The 25,825-nt window shown below is 69.4% G+C and carries 31 protein-coding genes; 11 read left to right on the top strand and 20 right to left on the bottom strand.

What is annotated here, in order from left to right:
- Positions 1–44: 44 nt before the first annotated feature.
- The gene (locus N802_RS14110; RefSeq protein WP_035917463.1) at positions 45–1,823 is read right to left on the bottom strand and encodes an ABC transporter ATP-binding protein; all 1,779 of its coding nucleotides are present in this window, start codon (positions 1,821–1,823) and stop codon (positions 45–47) included.
- Between the two features lie 77 nt (positions 1,824–1,900).
- Here N802_RS14110 and N802_RS14105 point away from each other — a divergent pair, with 77 nt between their 5' ends.
- The 6 genes from N802_RS14105 to N802_RS19580 all read left to right on the top strand — a co-directional run bounded on the left by N802_RS14105 (position 1,901) and on the right by N802_RS19580 (position 9,010).
- Positions 1,901–3,088: a thiolase family protein gene (locus N802_RS14105; RefSeq protein WP_035917462.1), complete on the top strand. Its 1,188-nt coding sequence runs from the start codon at positions 1,901–1,903 to the stop codon at positions 3,086–3,088.
- Positions 3,089–3,264: 176 nt separating this feature from the next.
- Entirely contained in the window at positions 3,265–4,065 is an 801-nt protein-coding gene (gene kynA / locus N802_RS14100) for a tryptophan 2,3-dioxygenase (protein WP_245613949.1), read from the top strand.
- A 956-nt stretch (positions 4,066–5,021) separates the two neighbouring features.
- Positions 5,022–5,936 (top strand): UbiA prenyltransferase family protein, encoded by a 915-nt coding sequence (locus tag N802_RS14095; protein ID WP_169743439.1) that lies wholly within the window; start codon positions 5,022–5,024, stop codon positions 5,934–5,936.
- Between the two features lie 11 nt (positions 5,937–5,947).
- Positions 5,948–7,153 (top strand): sensor histidine kinase, encoded by a 1,206-nt coding sequence (locus N802_RS14090; protein ID WP_156971417.1) that lies wholly within the window; start codon positions 5,948–5,950, stop codon positions 7,151–7,153.
- Positions 7,146–7,823 carry a response regulator gene (locus N802_RS14085; protein WP_245613948.1) on the top strand — a complete coding sequence of 226 codons (678 nt, stop codon included), beginning with the start codon at positions 7,146–7,148 and terminating at the stop codon, positions 7,821–7,823. Before N802_RS14090 ends, N802_RS14085 begins: the two co-directional genes overlap by 8 nt.
- Positions 7,824–7,897: 74 nt before the next feature.
- Positions 7,898–9,010 (top strand): hypothetical protein, encoded by a 1,113-nt coding sequence (locus tag N802_RS19580; RefSeq protein WP_052109962.1) that lies wholly within the window; start codon positions 7,898–7,900, stop codon positions 9,008–9,010.
- Positions 9,011–9,078: 68 nt separating this feature from the next.
- Here the strand turns inward: N802_RS19580 and N802_RS14075 are convergent, their stop codons facing one another.
- Genes N802_RS14075 through N802_RS14065 form a run of 3 tightly spaced genes read right to left on the bottom strand, consistent with a single transcriptional unit; the run spans position 9,079 to position 11,103 of the window.
- Complete coding sequence (locus N802_RS14075) at positions 9,079–9,486, bottom strand: MmcQ/YjbR family DNA-binding protein (RefSeq protein WP_035917517.1); 408 nt, start codon at positions 9,484–9,486, stop codon at positions 9,079–9,081.
- Positions 9,487–9,523: 37 nt separating this feature from the next.
- Complete coding sequence (locus N802_RS14070) at positions 9,524–10,216, bottom strand: DUF2461 domain-containing protein (protein ID WP_052109961.1); 693 nt, start codon at positions 10,214–10,216, stop codon at positions 9,524–9,526.
- The gene (locus tag N802_RS14065; RefSeq protein ID WP_035917459.1) at positions 10,213–11,103 is read right to left on the bottom strand and encodes an LLM class flavin-dependent oxidoreductase; all 891 of its coding nucleotides are present in this window, start codon (positions 11,101–11,103) and stop codon (positions 10,213–10,215) included. The genes N802_RS14070 and N802_RS14065 overlap by 4 nt, the downstream gene beginning before the upstream one ends.
- 52 nt (positions 11,104–11,155) lie before the next feature.
- On the opposite strand from N802_RS14065, the gene N802_RS14060 reads away from it, so the two are divergent.
- Positions 11,156–11,914, top strand: coding sequence for an exonuclease/endonuclease/phosphatase family protein (locus N802_RS14060; protein WP_156971416.1), 759 nt, complete (start codon positions 11,156–11,158; stop codon positions 11,912–11,914).
- On the opposite strand, the gene N802_RS19575 is transcribed toward N802_RS14060, so the two are convergent.
- From N802_RS19575 to N802_RS14040, 5 genes are all read right to left on the bottom strand, one after another.
- Entirely contained in the window at positions 11,907–12,653 is a 747-nt protein-coding gene (locus N802_RS19575; protein ID WP_052109960.1) for a class F sortase, read from the bottom strand. The genes N802_RS14060 and N802_RS19575 overlap by 8 nt on opposite strands.
- Positions 12,654–12,666: 13 nt before the next feature.
- Positions 12,667–13,458, bottom strand: a complete 792-nt coding sequence (locus N802_RS14050; protein WP_052109959.1) for a hypothetical protein — start codon at positions 13,456–13,458, stop codon at positions 12,667–12,669.
- A gap of 87 nt (positions 13,459–13,545) precedes the next feature.
- Positions 13,546–14,139, bottom strand: coding sequence for a dienelactone hydrolase family protein (locus N802_RS14045; RefSeq protein ID WP_052109967.1), 594 nt, complete (start codon positions 14,137–14,139; stop codon positions 13,546–13,548).
- A gap of 21 nt (positions 14,140–14,160) precedes the next feature.
- Positions 14,161–14,313: a hypothetical protein gene (locus N802_RS20280; protein WP_156971415.1), complete on the bottom strand. Its 153-nt coding sequence runs from the start codon at positions 14,311–14,313 to the stop codon at positions 14,161–14,163.
- A 2-nt stretch (positions 14,314–14,315) separates the two neighbouring features.
- On the bottom strand, positions 14,316–14,852 hold the full coding sequence (locus N802_RS14040; protein WP_211254424.1) for a DUF4396 domain-containing protein: 537 nt from the start codon (positions 14,850–14,852) through the stop codon (positions 14,316–14,318).
- 315 nt (positions 14,853–15,167) lie between these two features.
- Between N802_RS14040 and N802_RS20275 the strand changes: the two genes are divergently transcribed.
- The 3 genes from N802_RS20275 (at position 15,168) to N802_RS14030 (ending at position 19,066) form a co-directional block, all read left to right on the top strand.
- The gene (locus N802_RS20275) at positions 15,168–15,320 is read left to right on the top strand and encodes a hypothetical protein (RefSeq protein ID WP_156971414.1); all 153 of its coding nucleotides are present in this window, start codon (positions 15,168–15,170) and stop codon (positions 15,318–15,320) included.
- A gap of 142 nt (positions 15,321–15,462) precedes the next feature.
- Entirely contained in the window at positions 15,463–18,408 is a 2,946-nt protein-coding gene (locus N802_RS14035; protein WP_035917454.1) for a helix-turn-helix transcriptional regulator, read from the top strand.
- A gap of 166 nt (positions 18,409–18,574) precedes the next feature.
- A complete protein-coding gene (locus N802_RS14030) occupies positions 18,575–19,066 on the top strand; it encodes an SRPBCC family protein (RefSeq protein WP_035917451.1) in 492 nt (163 codons plus the stop codon).
- On the opposite strand, the gene N802_RS14025 is transcribed toward N802_RS14030, so the two are convergent.
- The 5 genes from N802_RS14025 to N802_RS20265 all read right to left on the bottom strand — a co-directional run bounded on the left by N802_RS14025 (position 19,038) and on the right by N802_RS20265 (position 20,928).
- The gene (locus N802_RS14025; RefSeq protein ID WP_035917450.1) at positions 19,038–19,451 is read right to left on the bottom strand and encodes a PPOX class F420-dependent oxidoreductase; all 414 of its coding nucleotides are present in this window, start codon (positions 19,449–19,451) and stop codon (positions 19,038–19,040) included. The two genes, N802_RS14030 and N802_RS14025, sit on opposite strands and share 29 nt — an antisense overlap.
- Before the next feature lie 20 nt (positions 19,452–19,471).
- Entirely contained in the window at positions 19,472–19,837 is a 366-nt protein-coding gene (locus tag N802_RS14020) for a UBP-type zinc finger domain-containing protein (RefSeq protein ID WP_035917449.1), read from the bottom strand.
- A 20-nt stretch (positions 19,838–19,857) separates the two neighbouring features.
- Entirely contained in the window at positions 19,858–20,235 is a 378-nt protein-coding gene (locus tag N802_RS14015) for a DUF1304 domain-containing protein (protein WP_035917447.1), read from the bottom strand.
- A 10-nt stretch (positions 20,236–20,245) separates the two neighbouring features.
- Positions 20,246–20,542, bottom strand: coding sequence for a hypothetical protein (locus tag N802_RS20635; protein ID WP_211254423.1), 297 nt, complete (start codon positions 20,540–20,542; stop codon positions 20,246–20,248).
- A 230-nt stretch (positions 20,543–20,772) separates the two neighbouring features.
- Positions 20,773–20,928, bottom strand: coding sequence for a hypothetical protein (locus tag N802_RS20265; RefSeq protein WP_156971413.1), 156 nt, complete (start codon positions 20,926–20,928; stop codon positions 20,773–20,775).
- Positions 20,929–20,985: 57 nt separating this feature from the next.
- On the opposite strand from N802_RS20265, the gene N802_RS14005 reads away from it, so the two are divergent.
- Entirely contained in the window at positions 20,986–21,438 is a 453-nt protein-coding gene (locus N802_RS14005) for a pyridoxamine 5'-phosphate oxidase family protein (protein WP_035917442.1), read from the top strand.
- Here N802_RS14005 and N802_RS14000 read toward each other — a convergent pair.
- The 6 genes from N802_RS14000 to N802_RS13975 form a co-directional block, all read right to left on the bottom strand.
- Entirely contained in the window at positions 21,431–21,820 is a 390-nt protein-coding gene (locus N802_RS14000) for a nuclear transport factor 2 family protein (RefSeq protein WP_035917440.1), read from the bottom strand. The two genes, N802_RS14005 and N802_RS14000, sit on opposite strands and share 8 nt — an antisense overlap.
- Positions 21,817–22,719 (bottom strand): hypothetical protein, encoded by a 903-nt coding sequence (locus tag N802_RS13995; RefSeq protein ID WP_035917438.1) that lies wholly within the window; start codon positions 22,717–22,719, stop codon positions 21,817–21,819. The genes N802_RS14000 and N802_RS13995 overlap by 4 nt, the downstream gene beginning before the upstream one ends.
- Positions 22,720–22,767: 48 nt before the next feature.
- Positions 22,768–23,403 (bottom strand): class I SAM-dependent methyltransferase, encoded by a 636-nt coding sequence (locus N802_RS13990; RefSeq protein WP_052109958.1) that lies wholly within the window; start codon positions 23,401–23,403, stop codon positions 22,768–22,770.
- Positions 23,400–24,677 (bottom strand): RNA polymerase sigma factor, encoded by a 1,278-nt coding sequence (locus tag N802_RS13985; RefSeq protein WP_035917436.1) that lies wholly within the window; start codon positions 24,675–24,677, stop codon positions 23,400–23,402. The genes N802_RS13990 and N802_RS13985 overlap by 4 nt, the downstream gene beginning before the upstream one ends.
- Before the next feature lie 79 nt (positions 24,678–24,756).
- The gene (locus tag N802_RS13980) at positions 24,757–25,128 is read right to left on the bottom strand and encodes a YciI family protein (RefSeq protein ID WP_035917434.1); all 372 of its coding nucleotides are present in this window, start codon (positions 25,126–25,128) and stop codon (positions 24,757–24,759) included.
- 51 nt (positions 25,129–25,179) lie between these two features.
- On the bottom strand, positions 25,180–25,734 hold the full coding sequence (locus N802_RS13975; protein ID WP_035917431.1) for a dihydrofolate reductase family protein: 555 nt from the start codon (positions 25,732–25,734) through the stop codon (positions 25,180–25,182).
- Positions 25,735–25,825 lie beyond the last annotated feature (91 nt).

Raw genomic sequence — 25,825 nt, 5'->3', positions numbered from 1 at the left:
AGGAGAGCCGGAATTCGGTGAGTTCGGGACAGTGAGGCTCGCGGTCAGAGCTCTCCGGTCTGCACCTTCCACAGTCCGGCGTAGGCGCCGCCGGTCACCAACAGTTCGTCATGCGTGCCGGACTCGACCACGCGTCCGGCGTCGAGCACCCAGATCCGGTGCGCGTGCCGCACGGTCGACAGCCGGTGGGCCACGACGATGGCGGTGCGATCGAGGGTGGCTCGCCGCAGTGACGCCTGGATGGCGGCCTCGGTCTCGTTGTCGACGGCACTGGTGGCCTCGTCGAGGACGAGCACCGCCGGGTCACGCAGGAGGGCGCGGGCGAGGGCGATCCGCTGCCGCTGTCCGCCGGAGAGGTTGACTCCGCGCTCCCCCAGTTGCGAGTCGAACCCCTCGGGGAGTGCCTCGATGAAGTCCACCGCAGCTGCAGCGACGGCCGCCTCGCGGATTTCCTCCCGGCTGGCGCCCGGACGCCCGTAGGCGATGTTGTCGGCAATCGACCCCGAGAAGATGTAGACGTCCTGGGCGACGTAGCCCATCGACCCGCGCAGCGAGTCCCAGTCGAGTTCGCGGACATCGCGTCCGTCGAGCAGGACCGCCCCGTCGCGCGGATCGTCGAAGCGGAGGATCAGCCGCAGGAGCGTGGACTTGCCTGACCCTGTCGATCCGACGATCGCGTGCGTCTCGCCGGCCGGGATGACCATGTCGATGCCCTGCAGGACGGCCGGCCCTTCTCCGTAGCCGGCCTGCACGCCCTTGAGTTCCACGGCCCCACGCACCGGCCGGGCGAGCGCCTCGCTTCCCGCGGGGACGGTGACCGGCTCGTCGAGCAGGCGCAGGATCCGCCCAGCCGAGGCTCGCCCCCGCTGATAGAGGTCGAGCACGGTGGCCACTTCGGTCAACGGCCAGAGCAGCCTCTGGGTCATGAAGACGAGCACTGAGTAGAGGCCGATCTCGAGGTCACCGCGGAGCGTCGCCCAGCCGCCGAAGAGGAGCGTGCAGGTGAAGCCCGCGAGGATGGCCATCCGGACGAGCGGGACGAAGGCGGCGCTCGACCGGATGGCGTCGACGTTGGCCTGGCGATAGGCCGTGGACAACGTGGCGATCCGGTCTCGCTCACGTGACTCGGCCGTGAACGCCTTGATCGTCGAGATGCCGGCGAGGTTGGCGCTCAGCGCACCGGAGAGATCCGCCACCGTCTCGCGCACCCGCGCATAGAGGGGTTCGAGGCGACGCTGGAAGATCAGGGATCCGGCGATGACCACCGGGATGGGCAGGAACGCCAACACGAAGAGCTGCACGCTCGATGCCGCGAAGACGGCCCCGACGAGCACGACGTTGAGGGCGGTCTGGAGGATCGCGGCCGCCCCGACGTCGAGGAATCGCTCGAGCTGGTTCACGTCGTCGTTGAGCGTCGCGAGCGTCGTGCCGCTCGCCCGGCCCTCGTGCCACGACATGTCGAGGTGCTGCGCGTGGTCGTAGGCCTCGACGCGCAGGTCGTGCTCGACCCCCTGCGCCAGCCCGCGCCAGAGCACGTCAGCGACGTACTGCGACACCGACTCGATGACCCACACGACCACGTTGAAGGCGGCCAGCCATGCCAGCTGGGCGTAGCGCGACTCGATGTCGAGCAGCGACCCGACGAACGAGTCGTCACCTCGGACGACGACGTCGACGGCGGCACCGATGAGCAGCTCGGGGACGACGTCGGCCACCTTGTTGACCGTCGACATCGTCACTGCTGCGACGAGCCGGCCCCGGTAGCGGCGGTGGCGGCGCCAGAGCGCGCTGAGTGGGCGGTCAGGGTCGGCGGTGCGAGTCACTCGGTGAACCCTAAGCGCCGCACATGTCACACCCCGCAGGCCTGTCGCCGCCACGAGCCGCTTCCTACGATGAAGGCATGACCTCAGCCAACGCAGAGAAGATCGTCCTGATCGACGGCGCCCGCACCCCCATCGGCAGCTTCGGCGGGATGTTCAAGGACGTCCCCGCGCACGAGCTCGGCGCGACGGCCGTCCGCGAGGCCCTCACCCGCTCCGGCGTGGCGCCTGAGGACATCGACGAGGTCGTCATGGGCTGCATCGGCCAGGTGGGCCCCGATGCCTACAACGCGCGCCGAGTGGCACTGGCAGCCGGACTCCCGAAGTCGGCACCGGCATACACGGTCAATCGTCTGTGCGGTTCCGGTCTGCAGGCGATCTGGTCGGCCGCGATGCAGATGCGCTGGGGCGGCGTCGACCTCGCCCTTGCCGGTGGTGACGAATCGATGACCCGTATGCCGTTCTACGACTTCGGCGCCCGCAACGGCTACCGCTTGGGGAACCGTGAGCTCGTCGACGGCACCGTCATGATGCTCACCGACCCCTTCCACGGCATCCACATGGGCGTCACCGCGGAGAACGTCGCCGAGCGCTACGGCGTGAGCCGCGAGGAGCAGGACGAGTTCGCCCTGCGCAGCCAGCAGCTCGCGACGAGCGAGAAGGGACGTGCTGCGTTCTCCGAGGAGATCACCCCCGTCGAGGTCGGCGGCCGCAAGCCGTTCACGGCGACCGAGGACGAGCACCCGAAGCCGGACACGACCCTCGAGATCCTCGCTGGCCTGCGTCCGGCGTTCGCCAAGGAGGGCACGGTCACGGCCGGCAACGCCTCCGGCATCAACGATGGCGCCGCAGCGGTCGTGCTGGCACGCGAGTCCGTCGCCGCGGAGCGTGGCCTCAAGGGGCTCGTCACGCTCGAGGCTGTCACGACGGGCGCGATGGAGCCCGAGCTCATGGGCTACGCCCCGGTCATCGCGCTCGAGAAGCTCTTCGAGCAGACGGGTCTCGGGCCGAACGACATCGACACCTTCGAGGTCAACGAGGCGTTCGCCGCCCAGGCCGTCGCCGTGGTGCGGGACGCCAAGCTCGACCCGGAGAAGGTCAACCCCTACGGCGGGGCGATCGCCCTGGGGCACCCGGTCGGTGCGACGGGCGCGATCCTGTCGCTGCGCGTGGCCAAGGACCTGCACCGTCGTGACCTCGAGACCGGCGTCGTGACGATGTGCATCGGCGGTGGCCAGGCCCTCGCCGCCCTCTTCCGCCGCATCTGAGGCTCGACCCATTGCCCGAATGGGACGCCCTGTGGTGGCCTCCGGCTGCCGCGCGTGTCCCATTCGGGCAATGAGTCGGCGGTTGAGCGGGTGCGTACGCTGCTGGTGTGAGTGAAACATCAGCGCGCAATACGCGGGCCATCGAAGAGGGCATCCACACCGACTTCGCGCGGGAGATGAGCTACGGCTCCTATCTCGCCCTCGACGAGCTCCTCAGCGCCCAGCATCCCGTGAGCGACCCCGAGCACCACGACGAGCTCCTCTTCATCATCCAGCACCAGACCTCCGAGCTCTGGCTCAAGCTCGTGCTGCACGAACTGCGTTCTGCTGCAGACCTGCTCGCACAGGACGAGATGCGCATCGCGCTCAAGCGCATCGCCCGGGTCAAGCACATCCAGCGCACCCTCACCGACCAGTGGTCCGTCCTCGCGACGCTCACCCCGACCGAGTACTCCCAGTTCCGCGGCTTCCTCGGCCACGCGTCCGGGTTCCAGTCCTGGCAGTACCGCGCCGTCGAATTCATGCTCGGCAACAAGCACCGCGGCATGCTCAAGGTCCACGAGGCCGACCCCGAGGCCCACGCACTCCTCACCGAACTCCTCGAGGCGCCGAGCATCTATGACGAGTTCCTGCGCTACCTCGCACGACGCGGGTATGCCGTGCCGCAGGAGATCCTCGACCGCGACGTGAGCATCGCTCACGTTCCGAACGACGGCCTCGTCCAGGTGCTCACCGGCATCTATGCCGACGCCGAGAACCACTGGGACGTCTATGAGGCGTGCGAGGAGCTCGTGGACCTCGAGGACAACTTCCAGCTCTGGCGCTTCCGCCACCTCAAGACGGTGCAGCGCACCATCGGCATGAAGACCGGCACGGGCGGGTCGAGCGGGGTGGGCTTCCTCCAGCGCGCGCTCGAGCTCACGTTCTTCCCGGAGTTGTTCTCGGTCCGCACCGAGATCGGGGCGCCCGCCCCCTGACCGCCGCGCTGTCCCGAACCGAGGAATTCGGTGACCTCGGGACGGGACGTGCGCAGCCGGCATACCTGCTGGTCTGTCCCTAACCGAGGAATTCGGTGAGTTCGGTACGGCCGGGCGGCCTCGTCTGACGAACCGCTCGTGCCCAACCGAGGAATTCGGTGAGTCGACCTCGCCTGACGAACCGCTCGTGCCGAACCGTCCAATTGGGTGAGTTCGGGACGGGAGGTGCGCGGCCGGCATCCTGCTGGCCCGTCCCCAACCGAGGAATTCGGTGACCTCGGGACGGGACGTGCGCAGCCGGCAATACCTGCTGGCCCGTCCCTAACCGAGGAATTCGGTGACCTCGGGACGGGACGTACGCGGCCGGCATACCTGCTGGTCTGTGCCGAACCGTCCAATTGGGTGAGTTCGGTACGGGAGGTGCGCGGCCGGCATACCTGCTGGTCTGTGCCGAACCGTCCAATTGGGTGAGTTCGGGACGGCCGGGCGGCCCCGCCTGACGACCCGCTCGTGCCGAACCGTCCAATTGGGTGAGTTCGGGACGGGAGGTGCGCGGCCGGCATACCTGCTGGTCTGTGCCGAACCGTCCAATTGGGTGAGTTCGGGACGGCCGGGCGGCCCCGCCTGACGACCCGCTCGTGCCGAACCGTCCAATTGGGTGAGTTCGGGACGGGAGGTGCGCGGCCGGCATACCTGCTGGTCTGTGCCGAACCGTCCAATTGGGTGAGTTCGGGACGGCCGGGCGGCCCCGCCTGACGACCCGCTCGTGCCGAACCGTCCAATTGGGTGAGTTCGGGACGGGAGGTGCGCGGCCGGCATACCTGCTGGTCTGTGCCGAACCGTCCAATTGGGTGAGTTCGGGACGGCTGGGCGGCGTTCGCCTCTCACCCCAGCGGGGGCAGGGTCGACCCTTCCGGGGGAGGTGCGTGCGCGATCCCCTGCACAGCATGGTTGCCATGACGACGCTTGCCCCAGCGACGACCCTTGCCCCCTCGTGCCGACCCTCTGCAGCGGTCGTGGCGGTGCAGGTGGCCCGCCCATGGTTCTGGCCGATCGGCATCGCGCCCGCGTGGTTCGGGTCGGTCGTGGCGACTGGCTCGTGGTTGCCGCCCGGGGTCGGCTTGTGGCGCCTGGCCGCCGCCGCCCTCGTCATGGGGCCGCTGGTATGGGTGTCGCTGTGCACGGTCAATGACCTGCACGATGTGGCCTCCGACCGCACCAATCCACGCAAGGTGTCCTCCCCCCTGGTCTCGGGCGCTGCGACGGCCGCTGGGCTGGCGCGGACGCACCTGATCTCCAGCGGCGCCGCGCTGGGTGTCGCCGCCCTCGTGGGGCCGGTGTTCGCTCTCGGCACCGCCCTCGTTCTCGCTCTTGGCTGGGCGTACAGCGCTCCTCCCCTCCGGCTCAAGGGCCGGCCCGGGCTGGACGTCGCGGCCAACGCCCTCGCGCTGGGACTGCTCGCACCACTCGCCGGCTGGTCGCTGTCCCGACCGCTCGTCGAGTACCCGCCCCTGTTGGCCGTCCTCGGCGTGACCCTCGCTGCGGCCCTCTATGCACCCACCACGGCGGTCGATCACACCTCCGACGCGGCCGCCGGGGACCTCACCCTCGCGGTGCGCTGGGGTCCGGGCGTCGTGCACTGGTTGGGAGTCGGGCTCTTCGCGGTGGCCACGGGCGCGTGGATGATCGGACTGGCGGCCGGATCGTTCGGGGTGGCTGTCCTCAGCCCGGTCCAGTGGCTGACGGCCCCCTTGCCGCTTCTCACCCATGCCGTGCTGACTCGCCGACCCTCGATCGCCCGGCTGGCACTGGTCTGTGGGCTGTTCTGCGTGCCCGCCGGCGAGTACTTGACCCAGACCTTGGCACGATAGGTGGGGTGCCGGTGAGAGCAGTGGTCCGCAGGACGGTGTTCCTGCTCATCGGTGGCGCCGTGGCGGTGACCTTCCTGCTCCTCGCCGCAAGCGTGGTGGGCGCCTTTGCCACGGGGACCTCGATCAACCTCTGGGCGCTCCTCGTCCTCGCCCTCGCCTCGATCGCCCTGGTGGGCTTCCTGCCCGGAATTCGTGAGGTGCAGACTGCCGCCGCCGAGACCCTCCTCGGCGCGACCGAGGTCGTCGTCCCCGAGCCGATGCGGCCCAAGCACCGCTGGCGCACGGCGCTCTGGACGTGTGTCCACCAGATCATCGGGTTCCTCACGGGCCTCGCCATCGCCGCCGTCGGGCTGGCCGTGGCCGTGCCGTGGGTGCTCCTGTCCGGCCGGACCGTTGTGAACTTCACCGGGACGCCACTGGACCCGCCGACCACCGGGCTGGGATGGCTTGCGGTAGCCGGAGTGGTGGTGGCCATCGTCGTGGCCGGAGTCGCCTTCGTCGTCGGAGCCGGGCTGGCTGCCAGCTGGTCCGCGCCGCTGCTGCTGGGGCCATTGGGTGAGGATCGGCTGCTCCTTGCCGAGCGCCGCCTGCGCCGCGAGCAGGAATACCTCCGACTCTCCCGAGACCTGCACGACGGCGTGGGCCACGCCCTGAGCGGCATCTCCCTTCAGGCCGCCGCCGCCCGTCGAGTGATCGGGCGCGACCCGGCGCGGACCGAGGCCGCGCTGGCTGCAATCGAGCAGCTCGCCGCGACCGCCGCCGGCGAACTCGACCACGCACTCGGGGTGCTGCGCGATGGCTCCGCACCCCGTCATCCCGAGCCGGGGGCCGCCCAACTCGACGCACTGCTTCAGTCCCACCGCGACCTCGGCCTGGAGGTCGACGCCCGGATCGACCCCCGACTCACCGCGGCAGGCGACGTGCCCGCGCTCCTGGACGCGACGGCATACCGGGTCTGTGCAGAAGCACTCAGCAACGCTGCCAAGCACGGCAGCGGGCGGCGCGCCGCCCTCGAGGTGCGCCGTGACGCCGCCGACCTCGTCGTCCGGGTCACCAACCCGCTGGGCGGGTCCGTCATGCGCCAGCGCCGAGCCGGTCGCGGTCTGGAAGGGCTGCGTGAGAGGGTCGCCGTCCTGGGCGGTCGCCTCGAGACCGCCGAGGATGCCGGGCAGTGGGTGCTGACGGCAAGACTGCCGATGGGAGGGCGACGTGACTGAGCCGATCAGCACTGAACAGATCAGAGTGGTTCTCGTCGACGACGAGCCGCTGGTGCGCCAGGGAGTGCGCACGATCCTCGAGTCCGAACCGGACATCCGGGTCGTCGGGGAGGCCGCCGACGGAGCGGAGGCTCTGACCGTGGTGCGGCGACACCGGCCCGACCTGGTGTGCATGGACGTGCGGATGCCAGGGATCGACGGCATCCAGGCCACGGAGCGTGTCCTCGCCCTCGACGACCCGCCCCGCGTCCTTGTGGTGACCACGTTTGGCTCCGACGACCATGTGCTCGGGGCGTTGCGGGCGGGCGCCTCTGGCTTCCTCCTCAAGCGGTCCAGCGCCGAGGCCATCATCACCGCGGTGCGCACGGCCGCGACCGGGGAGAGCATCGTCTTTCCCGAGGCGGTGCGGGCGCTGGCCATGCGCAGCGTGCCGAAGGCTCCGCGCTACGACGGGCCGGCGCTGACCGACCGCGAGGCCGAGGTGCTCTCCCTCGTCGCCGCCGGCATGACCAACGCCGAGATCGCGGCAGAGCTGTTCCTCGGCGTCGAGACGGTGCGAACCCACATGTCGCGCCTGCTCGGCAAGCTCGGCGCGCGTGACCGCACCCAGGCCGTGGTCATCGCCTACCAGACCGGCCTCGTGCCGTTGGAGCCGACGGAGCCACGTTGACTCGCCCGCGCGGGGGACCCTGTTCGTCGTGACGGGTGACGCGCCGGCCCTGCGGTCGAAGCCAGTCTGAAGTCATGGAAACCACAACACCCCCGCGGCTGAAGAACCTGGCGCTCGCCGGCACCCTGCTCGCCCTCGCTGCCGGCGCACTCTGGACGCTCCGTCCCGAGACCGTGCCGTACGCCGGGACCTCCGAGGTGCTGCTCGGCACCTGGCTGCCGCAGGACCGGCTCGGCCTGCCCCTGCTCGTGGCGTCCCTCCTCGGTACTGCCGCCCTGACGGCCGGCAGCCGACTGCCCCGCGCTGCGTTCGGCGGCGTCGCCACCGCCGAGGCCGCGACGCTCCTCGTCGGCTACCAGGGCTCCGCCACCATGCCCACCTTCGGCTACGCCCTGGCGATGTGCATCCCCGTCCTCCTCGTCGTCGTCGGGGCACTGGCGATCGTGCGTATGCCGCGCTGGCGCGTCCCGCTGCTCGGCCTCACTGCCGGAGTGGTCGCCGCCGGCGCGTGGTCCGGTGTCTTGACCTGGTCCAACGTCCGCTCGACCCTCGGCGCCATCGTGGGCAAGCTCGCCGACAGCCCGTTCTTCTTCGCCAACCTGGCGACGGTCGCCGTCGGGCTCGCCTGGGTGGCGCTCCTCGTCACGACGTTTCCGGGCGCGGTGCGGCGCGCCACCGGTTGGGTGACCCGGCACCGCCGCGGCTTCACGGTGGGGGCCATCCTCTGCGCCGCCCCCTATGGCCTGGCTCGCCTGATGTGGCTCACGCCGTGGCCGCTGGAGAACCTCCTCGACACCAGTACGCGGCTCGAGCTCGACGACAGCACCCGCCTCTGGGGACTGATGCTCGGCTCCGCCTGCCTCCTCGGTGCGATCCTCACCTCCGGCCTCATCAGCCGGTGGGGCGAGGTGTTCCCGCGATGGATCCCCGGCTACGCCGGCCGGCCGGTGCCGGTCGCCCTCGCGGCCGTGCCCGGGTTCACGGTGGCGACGGCTCTCCTGGCCGGGGCCCCGTCAATGATGGCGATCAACATCGACGGAACGTTGCAGGGCTGGCTGGTGGCACTGCTCGTCTTCCCGTTCGCGCCCTGGGGGATCCTGCTCGGCCTCGCGGTCTGGGGCTACCTCGGTCACCGGCAGGTCCAGCACGCGGCCGTCACGACCCAGCTTGCCGCTGTGCCGAGGTGACGTCGCGCAGCGAGTCGAAGCCGCCGTCGCCGCCCCGTGTCACTCACCCGGTGTCACTCACCCCTGAGTCACTCACCAAAGAACTCGCGGGCGAGTTTCTTGGGGGCCTTCGCCGCCCACGCCTCGGTGATGATCTCCTCGAGCTCGTCGCGATCGATCTCGCCGAGCCGGGACAGCCGGACGAGGACGCCGGGGTGGTTGCGGAAGTGGTCGATGGTGAAGAACGGGTTGTCCGCCTCGACGAGGGACTGCTTCACGCCCATGTCGGGCGTGATGACGACCAGCAGGTCGTCCCACATCTCACCGGTCTCGGGGTCGATCGCGGTCTTGTGCGGCATCCGGTAGAGCAGGAAGCCCTTGCCACGCACCTTCCATGTCGGCCGGTCACCCCACGAATGCCCCAGTTCGGTCTCGGGCAGGGCGCCGGCAATCTCGTCGACGTCGCTGGCTCTGGCCTTGCGCTTCCTCTTGGTCATGATGACCTCATCGCCTGACTCATCTCCTCGCTTCTCGTCAGCGCCGCCCGGGCTTCTCACTCGCCCCGACGTACTGCTCACACCACTCGATGAGCGGCCGCATCGCGACCCAGTCCGCATGCACCCGGTCCGCGACCGCGTCCGACTCCAACCAGTCCGGAGTGCCGTGGTCGCGTGAAGCGGTCAAGGTCCGGTGCCGCAGCAACTCCAGTCGCGGATGATCTTCCGGTATGCCGCGTGGTCGCGTCGCGAGGATGTCGCCACCGATGTCGAAACCTTTGTCCAACAGGGCATCCACGACGGCCACGAGCCGACCGCCCGCCACGTCGTCGGCCGCGCTGGCCCGGTAGCGAGCCACCTGGTCGGACTCCGACGCATAGAAGCCCCCGGCCGTGCGCAGGCCGTCGGCGCCGATCTGGACGTACCAGCCCATCCGAGACCCGGTCGCCACGAAGAGGCCCTGATGGTTCTTGTAGGGCGACTTGTCCTTGCTGAACCGCACGTCCCGGTTGGGCCGGAAGAGCTTGGGCTCCCCGAACTCCTCGGTGAGCACGTCCCCGAGGTGAGCCATGGGCTCCTGGACGCTCACGGCATACCGGAGTTTGTTGGCGGCCCACCACTCACGTGAGTTGTCCGCCTCGAGTTCGCGATAGAAGGCGACCGCGTCGAGCGGGATGCCCGGAACGTCAGCCGACTCGGTGGTTGGACCGGTGGATGAAGCGGGCGTCATGCCACGCCTCCTCGTCGCTCGGCTGCCACGAGTTCACGGGTCAGGGGCACGACCTCCTCGGCGAACCGGCGCACGAAGTCCGCGTCGTCACTGGCGACGATGAAGGTGCTCATCCCCAGTCCGACGGCGAGGTCCGTGAGCTGCTCGGCCCAGTCCTGCGGCGTGCCCTGCAGCAGCCCGTCGCCGGTGCCGAAGGAGCCGTGGATGTTGTAGATCCGGCGGATGTCCCGAGGCGCCCGCTCGGCCGCCACCGCAGCGTCGTCGATCCGCGCGTTCATCCCGGGGAGGTCGGGCGGATTCGTGTGGCCCAGACTCGGCACCCACCCGTCCGCCAGCTCACCGGTGAGCCGGAGCATCCGCGGCCCGTAGGCACCGATCCAGAGAGGGATGTCGTGGGCGGGAACAGGCCCGGGCTTGAGGCCGCGGTTCGAGTAGTGCTCACCCTCGAACCTCCCGGGCTCGCCGGCCCAGAACGCGCGCACGATGCCGATGGCCTCGACGAGCGCGTCGACCGACTCCTTGGGCGTCTTGCGCACACCGCCAGCAGCCACGATCGCGTCCCAGAAGCCCCCGGCCCCGAGACCGAGCTCGACCCGGCCGCCCGTCAGGACGTCGAGCGAGGCAGCCGCCTTGGCGAGGACGACCGGTGGACGCAGCGGCAGGTTCGCGACGTTGGTCGACAGCCGAATCCGCGTGGTTCGGGCGCCGATCACCGAGAGCAGGGTCCACGTGTCGAGGAACCTCCGCTGGTACGGATGGTCCTGGATGCTCACGTGATCGAGGCCGAGCGAGTCGGCCAACTGCGCCAGCTCGACCACCTCGCGGTGGCGCGCAGCATCGGGCGTCGGGAAGATCCCGAACTCGATCTCATGTCCGTAGTCGGGCATGCCACCCAGTCTTGCAGCCCGCACTGACACCCGGACACGCAAAGATGCGGTGGTGCCCTCCCTGCTCACCCTCAACGTCTCGAACCCGCCGCGTGAGCGTGCCGAGGCGCTGCTGCACTGGCTGTGGCCCCGGGACGAGGAGGTGTGGGTGCTCACCGAGGTCGGTCGCGGCGCGGGCTCCGGACTCCTTCTTTCGGTATGCCGTGCCGCCGGCTTCGACGTGCACGTCACCGACCGCTCGGAGCTGGGTGTCATGACCGTGGCCCGGGTCGGATCGTGGGAGCGAGCGGAGCTCGCACCCCCACCCCTCCTCCCCGGGCGGGTGGATTCACTGGTGTGGCAGCCGAATTCGGCGGGCTCGGGCGAAGCAGCGCTGCGGCTCCTCGCGACCTACGGCGCGGCGAGCGATCCGGTGCGCTACTCGAGCAAGACGCAACGGGAGCGGAAGCGGCAGTGGCTCACGGCATACGACAGGGTGGTCGGCGAGTGGACCGCGCAGGGCGAGCGGGGCATCGTCCTGGGCGACCTCAACCTCGTCGATCCTGTGCACGAGGCACCACTGAAGTACGTCCTTCCCGAGGAGACGGCCACCTATCACGCCCTGAGCGAGGCACACGGGCTCGTCGACGCGTTCCGGGTCCACCATCCCGACGAGGCAGCGATCTCGTGGATGGACCATTCGGGGGTGGGCTGCCGCTACGACCACGCCTTCGTGACAACCGATCTCGTCGTCGAGGCATGCGACCTGCTGCCTGAGCCGCGGACCAAAGGCCTCACCGACCACTCAGCCCTGACGGTCACGATCAGCTGAGCAGGTGCGCGTAGACGACGATGTTGTCGACGTGGCTCCCGGTCTCGCCGTCGAGGACGCCGCCGCAGGTGATGAGACGAAGGGCCGCACGGTCAACGGACCCGTAGACCTTGTCGCTGGGGAAGTGTGCCTTCGGATACTGGCCGACCTCGGTGACGCCGAACGTCGCAGTCGTGCCGTCCTCGCGCTCGACCTCGATCCTGTCGCCCTGGCGCATCCCACCCAGCTCGAAGAAGACGGCGGGCTTGCTCTCGTGCGTGACGTGGGCCGCGATGATCGACGGCCCGAGCTCACCCGGAGTGGGGCTGCTCGTGAACCAGCCGGCTTCGGTCCCGTTGTCCGGCACTTCCATCCGCCTGTCGGGCTTGAGCGAGAGATCGATGATCGGCGCATTGACACCGAGAGTCGGGAGGATGACCTTGGTCGGACGGGAGCGCTCCAGGAGCGGTCCCTTGGGGGTGTGATACTCCGTGTCGGCCAGGGCGGGGCCGCCATGGCCGGCGTGGGCGCCGGGGGACCCACTCGACGAGGGGCCGGTGGTCGATCCCGTCGGAGAGGGCGCGCCTCCGTGTCCGGAATGCCCCGCCCCACCCGACGGCGCCATGGCGTTCGGCGGTGTGCCGACCTGTTGCGACAGGGCGTAGCCCGTGGCGCCGATCCCGATGAGCCCGAAGACGACGACCGCCGCAGCCGACGCCGTCAGGCGCCGACTGCGGGGTGTCGATTCAACAGCAGACATTCAGCTCAACCGATCAGGCGCGGTCCGTGGCGAACCGGCGACGGTAGAGCAGGGCTCCTCCGGCGGCAGCAAAGGCCGCACCAGCAAGCCCGAAGGCGCCGACTGCTTCGGTCCCGCCCGTCGTACCGTCACCAGTGTCGACGCCACCCTGGGGCATCTCGCCCGTCGAGGCACCCGTCACGGTGCCGCACGTCGCCGGGTTCGTGGCCTCTTCGGGGATGCCGTCGACACCGAGCGACTTCGCGAAGCTCGACTCGCCGAGAGCCTCGAGGTCGTACTTGTCGTTGCCGTTGGCATCGAGTCCGTGCTGGACGACGTGCAGGTTCTTGAGCTTGGCACCCGCCCCGGCAGGAAGTTCGATGGTGCGCTCGTAGGACAGGTTGCCTGCGGCGTCCGCCGTGGGCATCCGGTCGATGGCCAAGCCGCTCTCGGGGCTCGTGTCGCCGGACGTGGTCAACGAGAGGACGATGTCGCCGTATGCCGGCAGGCCCTCTTCGGTGTTGACCTGGCCGTCCCCATCCGCGTCGGCGGACGAGTCGGGACAGGTGAACTTCTTCGCGTCGCTGAACGACCCGTGGAAGTGCTGAGCGTGGGGCGAGTTGGGGGTGAAGCCTTGCCCGGTGATCTTGATGGACAGGCTGTCGCCCTCCACGGTGAGTTGGGCCGTCGAGCTCGACCCGCTCTTGTTGCCCATCGTGTCCGTGAGCTTCATGTCAAACTCATCCGCACTCGCACCGGTGGCTCCGGCCAGCAGCAGAAGGGCGGTGCCTGGTAGGGCCAGGGCGGTCTTCGTGGTCAGTCGCATCGTGGAGCTCCTTTGTCGGGTGGGACCGAGGACTCGGTCCATCACCATGCGTGGAGAGTTCGACGCGACAGGGGCGACGGATTGGTGTCAGTGACCGGGGCGCACCGCGAGCGCTCGCAAACCCGTTGCGGCTGTGAGGAAATCGTCGATCCGATCCAGCGCTGCGCTCGTGGCTGCCTGGTCGGCATCGGGTCCGTCGAGGTCGGTGAAGAGGTGGCCAGACCCGGGTGTCACGTGGTCCTCGAAGGGCGCGCCACTGGCGGTCACGGCGCTGCCCAGGGCGATGACGTCGGATGGGGCGATCCACGGGTCGACGGCATGGCGGTGCACCTGGACCGGGACGCCGGGCCACGCCCCGCGTGCTGGGGCAGCGGAGTGCAGCAGGATCACCGCGCGGGCCCGTGGCCGCTTCGCCGCGAGGCGTTGAGCGAACCAGGCACCGAGCGAGAAGCCAGCGAGGACCGTGTCCGGCGGGAGGTCGTCGGCGAGGCCCCGGACGTGCTCGAAGTATTCGGGGTGTGCATCGCGGTGCGCGATCCCCAACGCCTCGTCATCGAAGACGTGGCCCTCGTAGTAGTCCGGGGCGTCGACCTCATGCCCGAGGTCGACGAGCCGTGTGGCGAAGTCGAGGACGGCGGGGCGCAGTCCGAGCGCCGAGTGGAGCAGGAGGATGCGTGCCATGCCGGTCATCCTGCACGGGCGTCAGCCGGCAGCGTGCCCGGGCTCCTCGGTGACCTGCTGGCTGATGCCGTGGCTGGGCGCGGGGTCGTCCTTCTGGAGCTCGGCGGCCGTGGAGACGAGCAGGCCACCCAGGAGGAAGCCGATGACGCCGGCGGCGAGGGTGTTGGTGTTCATGGTCAGTGCTCCTTGTGGTGGTCGTGGGCAGCGTGGTCGCCGTGGGCAGCGTGGTCGCCAGGCGCCTCGTGGGCAGCGTGGTCGCCAGGCGCCTCGTGGCCCTCATGGAAGGCGTGAGTCAGGGCGTGCCCCTTGCCCTTGTCGATGAGGTAGCGGTTCACCGGGAAGGCGGCGACGAACGCCACTGACAGAGCGATGATCATGCCGAGCCAGAAGACCGGGTTGACGATTCCGGCGTCCATGGCGCCGGGAATGGCTGCCATGACGGCGTTGTCGACGATTTCCATGACCGCAATGGAGAGGGTGTCAGCGGCGAACACCACGCTGAGGGCCGCGAAGAATCCGAGGCCCGCCTTCATGAGTGGCAAGGTGGACAGGGCGTAGCCGAAGAGGAAGGCGAGGCCGACGGCGAGGGCGATCGTGACCCCGGTCGAGAGGCCCATCGCGGTTCCGATCATCAGGCCCATGATCTCGCCAATGGCACAGCCCGTGAGGCAGTGCAGGGTGGCATTGGCGGCCATGGCATTGCGTGTGTTCATGGCATCTCCTTCGTGGTGGCGGTTCCGGCGGACCGTTTCAGCAAACCGTTTCGGCGGACCGTTTCGGCGGACGCCCATGACAATACCCCCTAGGGGTATTTTGTTCCCGATCTGGCGCGGACGCATCGGAGAGCGGACCACGAGGGCGGGACGGACGGCATACGCCGCTCCTGAGGTAGTGGACCGGACGCGTCTGAGGTAGGTGCCACGCACGAAATACGGCACCTGACCGATGTGGGCGCCTACCTCACCAGACGACTGTTGACGGTGTCAGCACGAGCTGGCACGAACAGCACAGGTCAGGAAGGACCCGTCATGAACACCTCGTTCCTCACCCCCGAAATGGTCCGCGCGGAGATGCACGCGCGCTACGGCCTCTATCCCGAGACGCAGGAGCGTCCCGGATCGTCGCTCCACGTCATCCGCCGGGTTCGCGCCCGGGTCGAGGCCGCGCGCAAGGCTCGCTGAGCCCGTGGCCACCGAAGTGGTGCTTGCGTCAAGGAAGACCACAGCAACCACCAAGAGCACGGAGACCACCAAGAACACGGAGACCGCGACGCCGCACGGGTTGTGGACGCATGTGTCAGTGGAGTCGTCAATACTTCGACTTATGACTCCTCCCGTCCGCGAACTCGTCGGACGCGACACCGACCTTGCCCGACTCGCCGAGATCCTCGGACTCGACGACCCGCGCGGGGTCGGTGTTGTCGTGTCGGGGGACGCCGGAATCGGCAAGTCGAGTCTGCTCGCCCGCGTGTCCGCGGACGCCGAGGAGGCCGGCTGGGACGTCGCCTGGGGCCACTGTGTGGGGCAGTCCGGGAGCAGCGTCGCCCACCTTCCCTTCACCGAGCTCCTCGCCCGGCTCGAACTGCTCTCCCCCGACGTCGTCGAGCAGGTGGTCGCGACGCGCCCCGCCCTCGGCGTCCTCCTCTCCGGCCACCGCGAGCCCACCGACGCCACGTTCACTCCCGGCCAGGTCGCCGAAGCCGTGCACGCCCTCCTCACCGCGGTCGGCGAGATCCGGCCCCTCCTCGTCGTGGTCGAGGATGCCCACTGGGCCGACCACTCGTCGCGCGACCTCCTGACCCTTCTGCTGACCCGAGGGTTCTCCTCGCCGGTCGCACTGGTCGTGACCTATCGCTCCGACGACCTCCACCGCCGCCACCCGCTGCACGAGACCCTCGCCGTCTGGGCCCGCATCGCCGGAGTCGAGCATCTTGATCTGAAACCGTTGGGGGACAGTGCGATTCGCGAAATCGTGGCGTCCGTGAACTCGGCAAAGTCAGCGAACACCACGGACGCGCCCGAGCTCGACGAACGGACCACGCAGGAGATCACCCGACGGGCCGAGGGCAACCCCTTCTTCGCGGAGGAGCTGGCGGCGAGCACCGTTGCCGGACAGGCGATTTCGGGCGGCCTCGGACGGGTGCTGTGGGCGCGTGTCGACCAGTTGTCCGAGCCGGCCCAGCACGTGGTGCGCACCATGGCCGTCGGTGGCCGCATGATCAGCCACGACCTCCTGCTCCGCCTCGTGGACCTCACCGAGGACCAGCTCGAGATGGCGGTCGCCGAAGGCGTCGAACGCTTCGTCATCGAGACTCGCTGGCCGCCCGCCTATGCATTCCGACACGCACTGCTCGCCGAGACAACCGTGACCGACCTCCTCCCCGGACAGCGCCTGCGGCTCCATCGCTCGTATGCCGCTGCGCTGGCTTCCGACGCCACGCTCGGCCCAGCGTCGGAGCTGGCTCGCCACGCCGCCGCGTCCGGGGACCTGGTGACGGCGGTCGCCGCAGCCCGAGAGGCTGCCCGGGCCGACCTCGCCGTCGGCGGCCCTTCAGACGCCCTGGATCACCTCGAGCAGGCGCTGTGTTGGCTCACCGAGGGGGCACCGGAGCGTGACGAGGTGAGCCTCGAAGCCTCCGACGCTGCCCTGGCCGCCGGCGACACCGTGCGGTCCGTGCAACTGCTCCTGGACCGCATCGAGCACCCCGAGCCCGACCAGGGGCCAGCGATGCGCGCGCGCCTGCTGGCGACCTGCGCCAATCGGGCCAGGCTCAACGACCTCGCTGTCGGCGAGCGCGGACCCGCCATGACCGCCGAGGCCATGACCCTCGTCGACGAGGGTGGCTCTGCTGAGCGGCTGTTCGTGCTCACGGCCCACATGCAACAACTCGTCGATTCGCGCCGCTACGCGGAGGCGGCGGCGATCGGCGAGGAGGCGACCGCTCTGGCCCAGCGCCTCGACCTGCCGGGTGCTCTCACCGAGGTCCGCACCGTGATGTCGCGCGTCATCGAGATCCACGACGACCTCGACACCCTCGAGCACCACATCGACCTGCTCCTCGCCGACCTCGGGGACCGGCCGGACCCCCTTCGGATCCGCATCCACCACCAGGCCGCGACGATGCACCACCGGCGCGGTGACCTTGCCAAGGCGCTGGAGCACTACGACCGGGGTGCGGCGATCGCGCGACAGCTGCACCTCGACTGGGCCCCCTGGGCACTGGAGTCACGACTCATCGGTGGGCTCACGGCATACGAGCTGGGCGACTGGGACGGAGCCCGATCGCGTCTGCATGTCGGCGACGCGTTCATCCCCCAGCCGGGGGGCTCGTTCTTCGAGGCGGCCCTCATGCTCGTGCGGGCTGGTCGCGGTGAGGGGATCGGCGACCACGAGATCGCCGCCGTGCGCGACTGGTGGCACGTCGACGGGTTCGGCGTCGTGCAACTCGTCATGCCGGCCGTCGAGCACTACGGGGAGCACGGTGACATCAGGCGGGCCCTCGACATCGCCCAGGACGCGGTCACGACCCTCGAACGGACCTGGGGGCGGTTCCATGCCGTCGTCCGTCTCGGGGCGCTCGTCGCCGGTCAGGTCGCCACCGCCGCCCCGACCCTCGACCGCGCGGTGCGACGACGTGCCGGGGACTTGCTGGAGTCGATGACTGCGAAGGTTGACGAGATCCTCGCCGAGCCGCAGCGTGGCGTCCTCGAGCCGACGAGCGAGCAGCTCGACCAGACCAACACCGAGACGTGGGCCTGGAACCTGCGACTGCGCGCCGAACTCCTCCGCCTCCAGTGGCGGCTCGCGGACGAGGCGTCGCCGGCGCCCACCGACATGGTCGTCGCCTGGGAAGCATCGGTCTCGGCGTTCGAGCGCTATGGCCACACCTACGAGATCGCGCGGTCGCGGACCCGGCTGGCAGCGGTACTCGCGGCCACCGGAGACGCGGCCGGCGCCCGCCGCGAGGCCGACCTGGCCCGTGAGGTCGCGGTCCGACTCGGCGCGGCACCGCTGCTGCGCGAGCTCGATGCCCTCACCCTTGGCGGGTCCGGGGCGGGCGACGGAGCAGGTGCCGAGACGCTCACCCCCCGCGAGCAGGAAGTCCTCGAGCTCGTGGCGCGCGGCCTGAGCAACGGGCAGGTCGGGCAGCAGCTGTTCATCTCCACCAAGACCGCGAGTGTCCACGTGTCGCGGATCCTCGCCAAGCTCGGGGCATCATCTCGGACCGAGGCAGCCGCGATCGCGCGCGAACGCGGCCTCGTCCCCTAGAACGCCGCCTCGTGTGCCGGGGAGCGTCCGCGGAGAGGGATCGCCGTCGCGAGCGTCGCATCCACGGGATGGATCGCAAGGCGAGGGCGCGAAGGCAGGGGTTCCGCTCAGGCACACGAGGCGCGGTTGAGCCCCAGACGGGGTCCCTTCGGTGGGAGGGTGGACCATGGCGACCTTCTCCGCGACCAAGACGTCCGAAGCGATGGTGGACCACCCTCGCGACCTCGTCTGGGAGGTCCTCACCGATCCGGCGGCCGTCGCTCGCCTCACCCCCATGGTCCGCTCCATCAAGGCCACGACCACCGGCAACCGCGAGCTGTGGCACTGGGAACTGGCGAAGATCCCGGTGCTCGGGAAGTCATTCGAGCTGGGGTTCACCGAGGAGATGACCTACGACCCGCAGACCCGGATCACCTTCCGGCACGCCCCGGACCGTGAGGAGCTCGCCGGGACCGACGGGCGCTACGACCTCAACGATGCGGGCAAGGATGCGACCGACCTGCGCATCGAGCTGACCGTCACCGTCGACCTGCCCTTCCCACGGCTGGCGAAGCCCGCAGTCCAGGCGTCGATGCAGGGCGTTCTCACCGCCATGGGTGCCGGGTTCGAGCGCGCGATCGAGAAGGAACTCAGGGCTCGAGAAGCTCGACGTCGGTGACGACGATCGCTGCGCGCGGCTTGCGCCCGGGCATCCTGTTGAGGACGGGCTCGACCGTGGTGAGGGCGCGATACCACCAGCCGTACTTCGCTCCGATCGCCTTCTTGACCCGAGCGATCGCCGCACGGTCACGATGCACCGTCGCGCGGGCGGCATACCGGGGCGCATGGGGCACGACGTTCCCGCGGAGGTCACACGGTCGCAGTTCGACGCGCGCGGTGTGACCGAGGCGCTTGGTCTTGCCGGTGTTGTCGACGCTGACGATGAGCAGGTCCTCGCCGTCCGGGGCGATCCACACTGGCGTCGCGACACCGATTCCGTTGCGGCGGAACGTCGTCAGCTCGACGTACTGCTGTTCGGCCAGCAGTCTGGTCGCATCATTCATTCGTGTATGCCGTCCGGTCATCAGTGGATGAGATCCCGCCAGTTGTCGGGCACGCGCTCCTGCGGCCCGGGCGTGGTCTGGTCGGCCGGATGCGACGCGGGTTCGGCCAGGGTGGGGCCACTCCCCATCTGCTCGGTGGTGTAGTTCCAGAACCACACATCACCCGGTTCGTAGCTCGCCATGATCGGGTGCCCGGTTTGATGGAAGTGGGCGGTGGCGTGCTGGCTCGGCGAGGTGTCACAGCAGCCGATGTGGCCGCAGGCCGTGCACCGCCTCAGGTGAACCCACCACCCTTGCGCGGTGGTGCACTCGGCGCAGCCGGGTCCTGACGGCGGCACGCTCGGGTCGAGGTCGGCGGACTCTTGGAACTGCACAGGCTCAGCCATGTCGAAGACGCTACCCCCAGTCAGGCGAGGAGCAGGGCGACGACGGCCAGGGCAGGCGCCACGCCCTGGACCAAGGCAGCACGCAGGGCTTTGGCGTTGCTCGTCACGAGCACGAGGGAAGCGGCGAGCATCGATCCGCACGCGGCATACAGGAGCGCCCTGCCGACGTCGTCGGAACCGTAGGCGGACACCGCGATCCCGACCACCGCGATGATCGCGAGGAAGAGGTTGTAGAAGCCCTGGTTGTAGGCCAGCGGCTTCGTCACGAGTGCGGTCTCGGGTGTGGTGCCGAAGACCTTGCGGGTCGCCGGCTCGGTCCACGCCAGGGACTCGAGCCGGAAGATGTAGACGTGGATGAGGGCGGCGATCCCGGCGAACACGTAGGCGACGATCAGCATGGTCGTGACCCTAGACCGCGGCGGGAGGTCCGGGCGCGTCCTTGGCAGCATGCAATCTCTCGGCCACCCCGGCGAGGCCGTCACGGACGAGCTCTCCGTAGGCGTCATCGCCCAGCGCCGGGAGCGCTCCGGTCGCTGCCTCGAGATGCTGTCGCGACTCCTGGTGGCGCCCCTGCCGGAGGTAGCCGTCGGCCAGGTTGAGGTGCAGGCTCGGCGCGAGACCCCGGGCGGACGGGATCCCCACGGGTGCCAGGTCCTCGTCGGAGACATGTGGATAAGCGGCCAGCGCCGCCTCGTCCCACCGCACTTCGTCATCGAGGGCGGGCTCGAGATCGGCAACGTAGTGCGCGACGACGCAGCGTTGGGCGTGGTCGGCGTCGTCCAGTTGGTCCCAGACGGCCAGGAGTCGGGCGCGACTGCCCTCCCGGTCGTCGGGGCGAACGGACGTGACAGCGGTGAGGATCTCGGACTAGGCGGGCATGGTGCCCACGCGATGGACCGCCACCGACATCACGCGTCCCGTCCGATGCCCAGGCGTCAGTCGTCGGTCGTGGGGCCTGAATCGTCACGGTGAGCGTTCACGCTGTCGATCGTCACCACATGTTCCGGAGGCGAGACGACCACCGGAAAGGGGGAGTACTCCACATCGACCACGACGGGGTCCCCGGCTGCGGGTTCTCCAGATGTGCTCATCACCCAAGCATGGCAGGTGGGCGCCAGCAGGACTCCCGTCACGGGCAGGATGTGCGCATGGACGCTCCCCGCCCTCGCGCCGTGCGGCTCGCCGACACCCGCGCGCGCCTCGAGACCGCAGTGGACCTCTGGGTGGCGACGGCTTCGCCGGAGGGTGGCGCACCCGGGCTCGTGCCGCTGTCGTTCGACTGGGACGGCGCCGACCTCCTTCTCGCCACGGACCGCGGCACCCCTGCAGGCCGAAACATGCGGGACAGCGGCCTCGTGCGACTCGCGCTCGGGGGTCTACGGGACGTCGTGATGATCGACGGGTCTGTCGTCGAGGTGCCCCTCTCGGACGTGCCCGCCGATCGCTGGGACGGGTATGCCGTCCGCACCGGTTGGGATCCGCGCACGTCCGGTCCGGACTACGTGGCCTACGTCGTGACGCCTCGCACGATCCAGGCGTGGCGCGAGCACCCCGAGATCGCCGACCGCACCCTCATGAAGGACGGTCGCTGGCTCAGCTGAGCCCTGACGCGGGTCGACGCTCGGGATCGGGTTCGGTCAGTTCGACCCACAGTTCCGTCAGCTCGGTGATGAGTCCGTCCGCCACGGACGCGAAGCTGCCAACGTGGTGGACCTCCGAGCGGTCAGCGTTGAACACCAGGGCGTGCGCGGCCCCGGACCGATCGTCCGCAACGACCCGCTGCGCCTCGAGGAACCAGCGCCCCGGGTAGTCCCGGTTGAGCGCGATATAGCCGTCGCGGTCGAACTGCTCACCGGTGTGGGCGAAGGTCACCGTCACGTCCGGTGCGAGGACGGTCCGGAGGCCGTCCCAGTCCTGGGCATCGATGAGTTCGATGAGTCGACGCAGGATGGATTCGGCCGGCCTGGGGTCCGCGGAGGTCATGAGGACAACCTGTCACGGCCCACTGACCCGACGACGCCGATGACGACGGCCAGCACCAGGGGCCCGATGAGGTGGTTGCCCGGCAGGAGCGATTGCACGAACACGTCGCGCCCGGCGTCGAGCACCTCGCGGATGTCGCTGCGGCGCAGGGGACTACGGCGAGCAATGTCCATGGCATGGTGCGCCGCCGTCAGCAGGGATGGCATCACCCACGCGACCCCGAGCGCGACGGCCCAGCCGAGAAGGCGCGCCATGGGCCGGAACCCGAACACGGCGAGGACGAGCCCGAGCAGAACCCCGCTGATCCACGGCGACCACTGCGCGACCTGCACCACCCACTGAGGCGCCGCCTCCGGGCCACGCATGACGACGTCGGCGAACCATGACCCGGCCAGGGAGGCAGCGACGGCCCCACCCAGGAGCCACGGCCAGCCGCTCCCCTTCGCCACCCCGGAACCGACGACGAGCCCCACCAGCGCCGACACCAGGACCGTGACGATGAGGGCGGTCAGGAGGAGTTTGGCCTCGATGCCTGGCGCCAGGGCGGGCCGGATCGGGAGGAGGGTCTGCGTCACGGAAACGACCAACGCGACGACAGCGCCGAAGGCGGCGATGAGACGGGGGTGGCGCACGTGAGGGTGTGAGAGTCGGGCGACGACTAGCGCAGCCGTCCCGCCGATGACGCTGCTCACGAAGAGTTGGAGCACCTGGTACTCACCGAACGGGAGAACCACGAGGGGGGTGCTGTTCGGGGGGAAGGTCGGCCACGCCGGCGAGCTCGGCAGCCGCATCCCCCCGACGATCCACGGCAGGAATCCGACGACCCAGAAGGCCGAGGCAGACAGCACGAAGACGGCCCACCCCGGCAACACTCGTCCCGGACGCTGGACGTGGCTCATCTCTCCTCCCCCTGCACTGGTCACGGGGAGGAGGATGCCATGTCTTCCTCAGGAACCACGACGGATGCGCAGCACAAGATCGCGCGCGTGGTGGGCGCCTGCGCCGCCGAGGATCTCTCGGTCACGCTCCTCGTGCGCCTCGATGGTCCAGCCCTCCGGCGCTGCGGCCGCCACGTCGTCGACGCCGACGAAGTCATCGGGGTTGAAGCCGTGGGCCTTCGCGCGGCCGTGGTCGACGTCGGCGTGATGGACGAACAGCAAGGTCCCTCCCGGCGCGACACTGCGGAACAGGGCCGCGATCACCTGCCCGTCGTTCTTCATCAGAGCCGGATAGAAGGCAATGGTGAGGTCAAAAGCATTGTCCGAGGACGGCATACGAGGGAAGGCCCCCAACTGCCAGTCCACGGAGACCTCCGCCAGGGCGGCCTGCTGACGTGCTCGCTCGAGCGCGACGTCCGACACCTCGACGCCGGTCACGTCCCAGCCTTGGTGGGCCAGCCAGATGGCGTCAGCACCCTCGCCGCATCCGACATCGAGAGCCCTCCCGGGCGAGAGGTCGGCGGCCTCGGCGATGAGCTGCGCGTTGGCGTGACCGCTCCAGATCTGCTCGCTCTGGTTGTAGTGCGCGTTCCAGTCGGCGGGCGTGTGGCCATCACGGTGATCGTGCATCTCCTGGTCGCTCATCGATCCAGTGTGGCCGATTCGGCATGGGTGACGCACGCAGTGGCGCGCTGTTGCATCGTGGTTCGGTCGCGCTCGTTGCCGGCCAGTGCGGCCGCGCGGAGGAAGTCGTCGCGGGCTTCCGCATGCAGCCCGGCACTGCATTCGAGGTCACCGGCGACGGCGGGCAGCAGGTGGTAGCCCCTGAGCGACGGCACCGCTCGCAGCGGCCCCACGATCTCGAGGCCAGCCTCGGGCCCGAACGCCCGACCCACCGCGACGGCGCGGTTGAGTTCGACGACCGGTGACGGGACGACCTGCACCAAGCCGTCGTAGAGCGCCGCGATCCGCTCCCAATCCGTGTCCTCGGGTGTGGCGGCACGGGCGTGGCAGGCCGCGATCGCCGCCTGCAACGCGTAGGGGCCGGCAGTTCCGCGCAAGGCGTCGATCCGGTCGATGAGGTCGAGACCGCGTCGGATGAGGAGGCGGTCCCAGCGTGACCGGTCCTGGTCCATGAGGAGCACCTGCTCGCCGTCCGGACCAACCCGGGCCGCGAGCCGTGACACCTGGATCTCCATGAGGGCGAGAAGGCCCAACGACTCCGGGTCGCGCGGGGTCAGCGTCGCGAGCATGCGACCAAGTCGCAAGGCCTCGTCACAGAGATCGGTGCGGATCCAGGCGTCACCGGACGACGCGGCATACCCCTCGTTGAACAGGAGGTAGATGACCTCGCGAACGGCGTCGAGACGGGCGCCGCGTTCGTTCTCGCCCGGTAGTTCGAACCGAACGTTGGCTGCGGCCAGCGTGCGCTTGGCGCGCACGATCCGTTGCGCCACAGTGGCTTCCGGCGTGAGGAACGCCTTGGCGACTTCTCCTGTCGTGAGGCCACAGACGAGCTTGAGGACGAGGGCCGAGCGGGCGTCCGGCGCGAGGAGTGGGTGACAGGACATGAAGACGAGGCCGAGCAGATCATCGGCGAGGTCCCCGTCGACGACTCGTTCGACGTCGATCTCGGTGGTCTCGGCCGTCGATGCCGCGACGGTCCGCAGCTTGTCTCGTCCGGTGTCCCGCCGGCGAATGCGGTCGATCGCGAGGTAGCGAGACGTTGTCGTCAGCCACGCAGCGGGATTGTCGGGTATGCCGTCCGCCCGCCACTTCTCTATGGCTGCGGCGAACGTGTCCTGGGCCAGCTCCTCGGCGGTGTCGAGGTCGCCGACGAGCCGGCCCAGGCGGGCGATGAGCCGCGGCGACTCGACGCGCCACAGGGTGGCGATGGTCGTGTCGACGCTGGTGGTCATCGCGGTTCTCCTTCACAAGGCGGTGAGATCAGGCCGGATCAGGCCGGATCAGGCCAGTTCGGGACCCGACGGCGGCCGGTCAGGCCTGGTCGGGCAACGCGAGGTCGGCGAACTCGACGACCTGGCGCACGTCGACCCGATGCGTGCCGACGAGGAGCGCGTACTTCCGTGCGTGCTCGACGGCCTCCTCGAGACTCGACACGTCGAGAATGGCGAAGCCCGCGATGAGCTCCTTGGCCTCGGCGAACGGTCCGTCGATGACGCGCACTGCCCCGTCGGCGACGTCGAGCCGAGCGCCCTTCCGGCTGCTGTGGACTCCCTCACCGGTGAGGAAGACGCCGGAGAGCGACATGTCACGGATGTATTCGCCGATGGCCTTCTGCTCCTCGGCCGACGGCACCACACCGTCCTCGTTCTCCTGGGTCTGGTAGTGCATGACCATGTAGCGCATGTGCGTTCTCCTCCAGTGGGATTCGCGGTGAATTCGCGGGTCGGGTGATCGTCAGGGGTGTCTGGCGGGCGCGTACACCAAGTGGACCACTCCGGTGCTGAACGTGGAGGACGACACGAGGGTCAGTGGCACCGTCTCACCGTCCGCGAAGAGCTTCTTGCCCTCGCCCACGACGATCGGGTGGACGAGCAGGTGGAGCTCGTCGACGAGCCCCTGCTCGAGCATCCAGCGGACGAGGGTCGCGCTGCCGGTCGTGCCGAGGTTCTGCTCAGCCTTGAGCGACTCGAGCTCGGCCTTGGCCTCGCCGTTGCTCCCACCGCGCACGATGGTGGTGTTCTCCCACGTGGCTTCCTCGAGGGTGGAGGAGACGACGTACTTCTTGCCACCGTTCATGGCCTGCGTGAACGGGTCCTCCGGGTCGGCGGTCGGCCAGTAGCTGGCGAACTCGTCGTAGGTCTGGCGACCGATGAGCGTGGCGTCAGCCTTGCCCATCTGCTCGCCGACGACCGCGCCCATCTCGTCGTTGAAGTACGGGAAGTGCCACTTCTCGGGCGACTCGATGACGCCGTCGAGTGAGATGAACAGGCTGCTCGTGATGGAACCCATGACTGCTTCTCCTTCGTGGTGAGGCGCCCCGTTGGTGCCTTCTGACCTGTATGCCGTGCGGCCCAGTCCCGATTCGACACCTCACCCAAGA

This window comes from Knoellia sinensis KCTC 19936 (assembly GCF_000768705.1).
GTDB classification, from domain to species: domain Bacteria; phylum Actinomycetota; class Actinomycetes; order Actinomycetales; family Dermatophilaceae; genus Knoellia; species Knoellia sinensis.
This window is presented reverse-complemented; position numbering and strand designations above follow the sequence as displayed.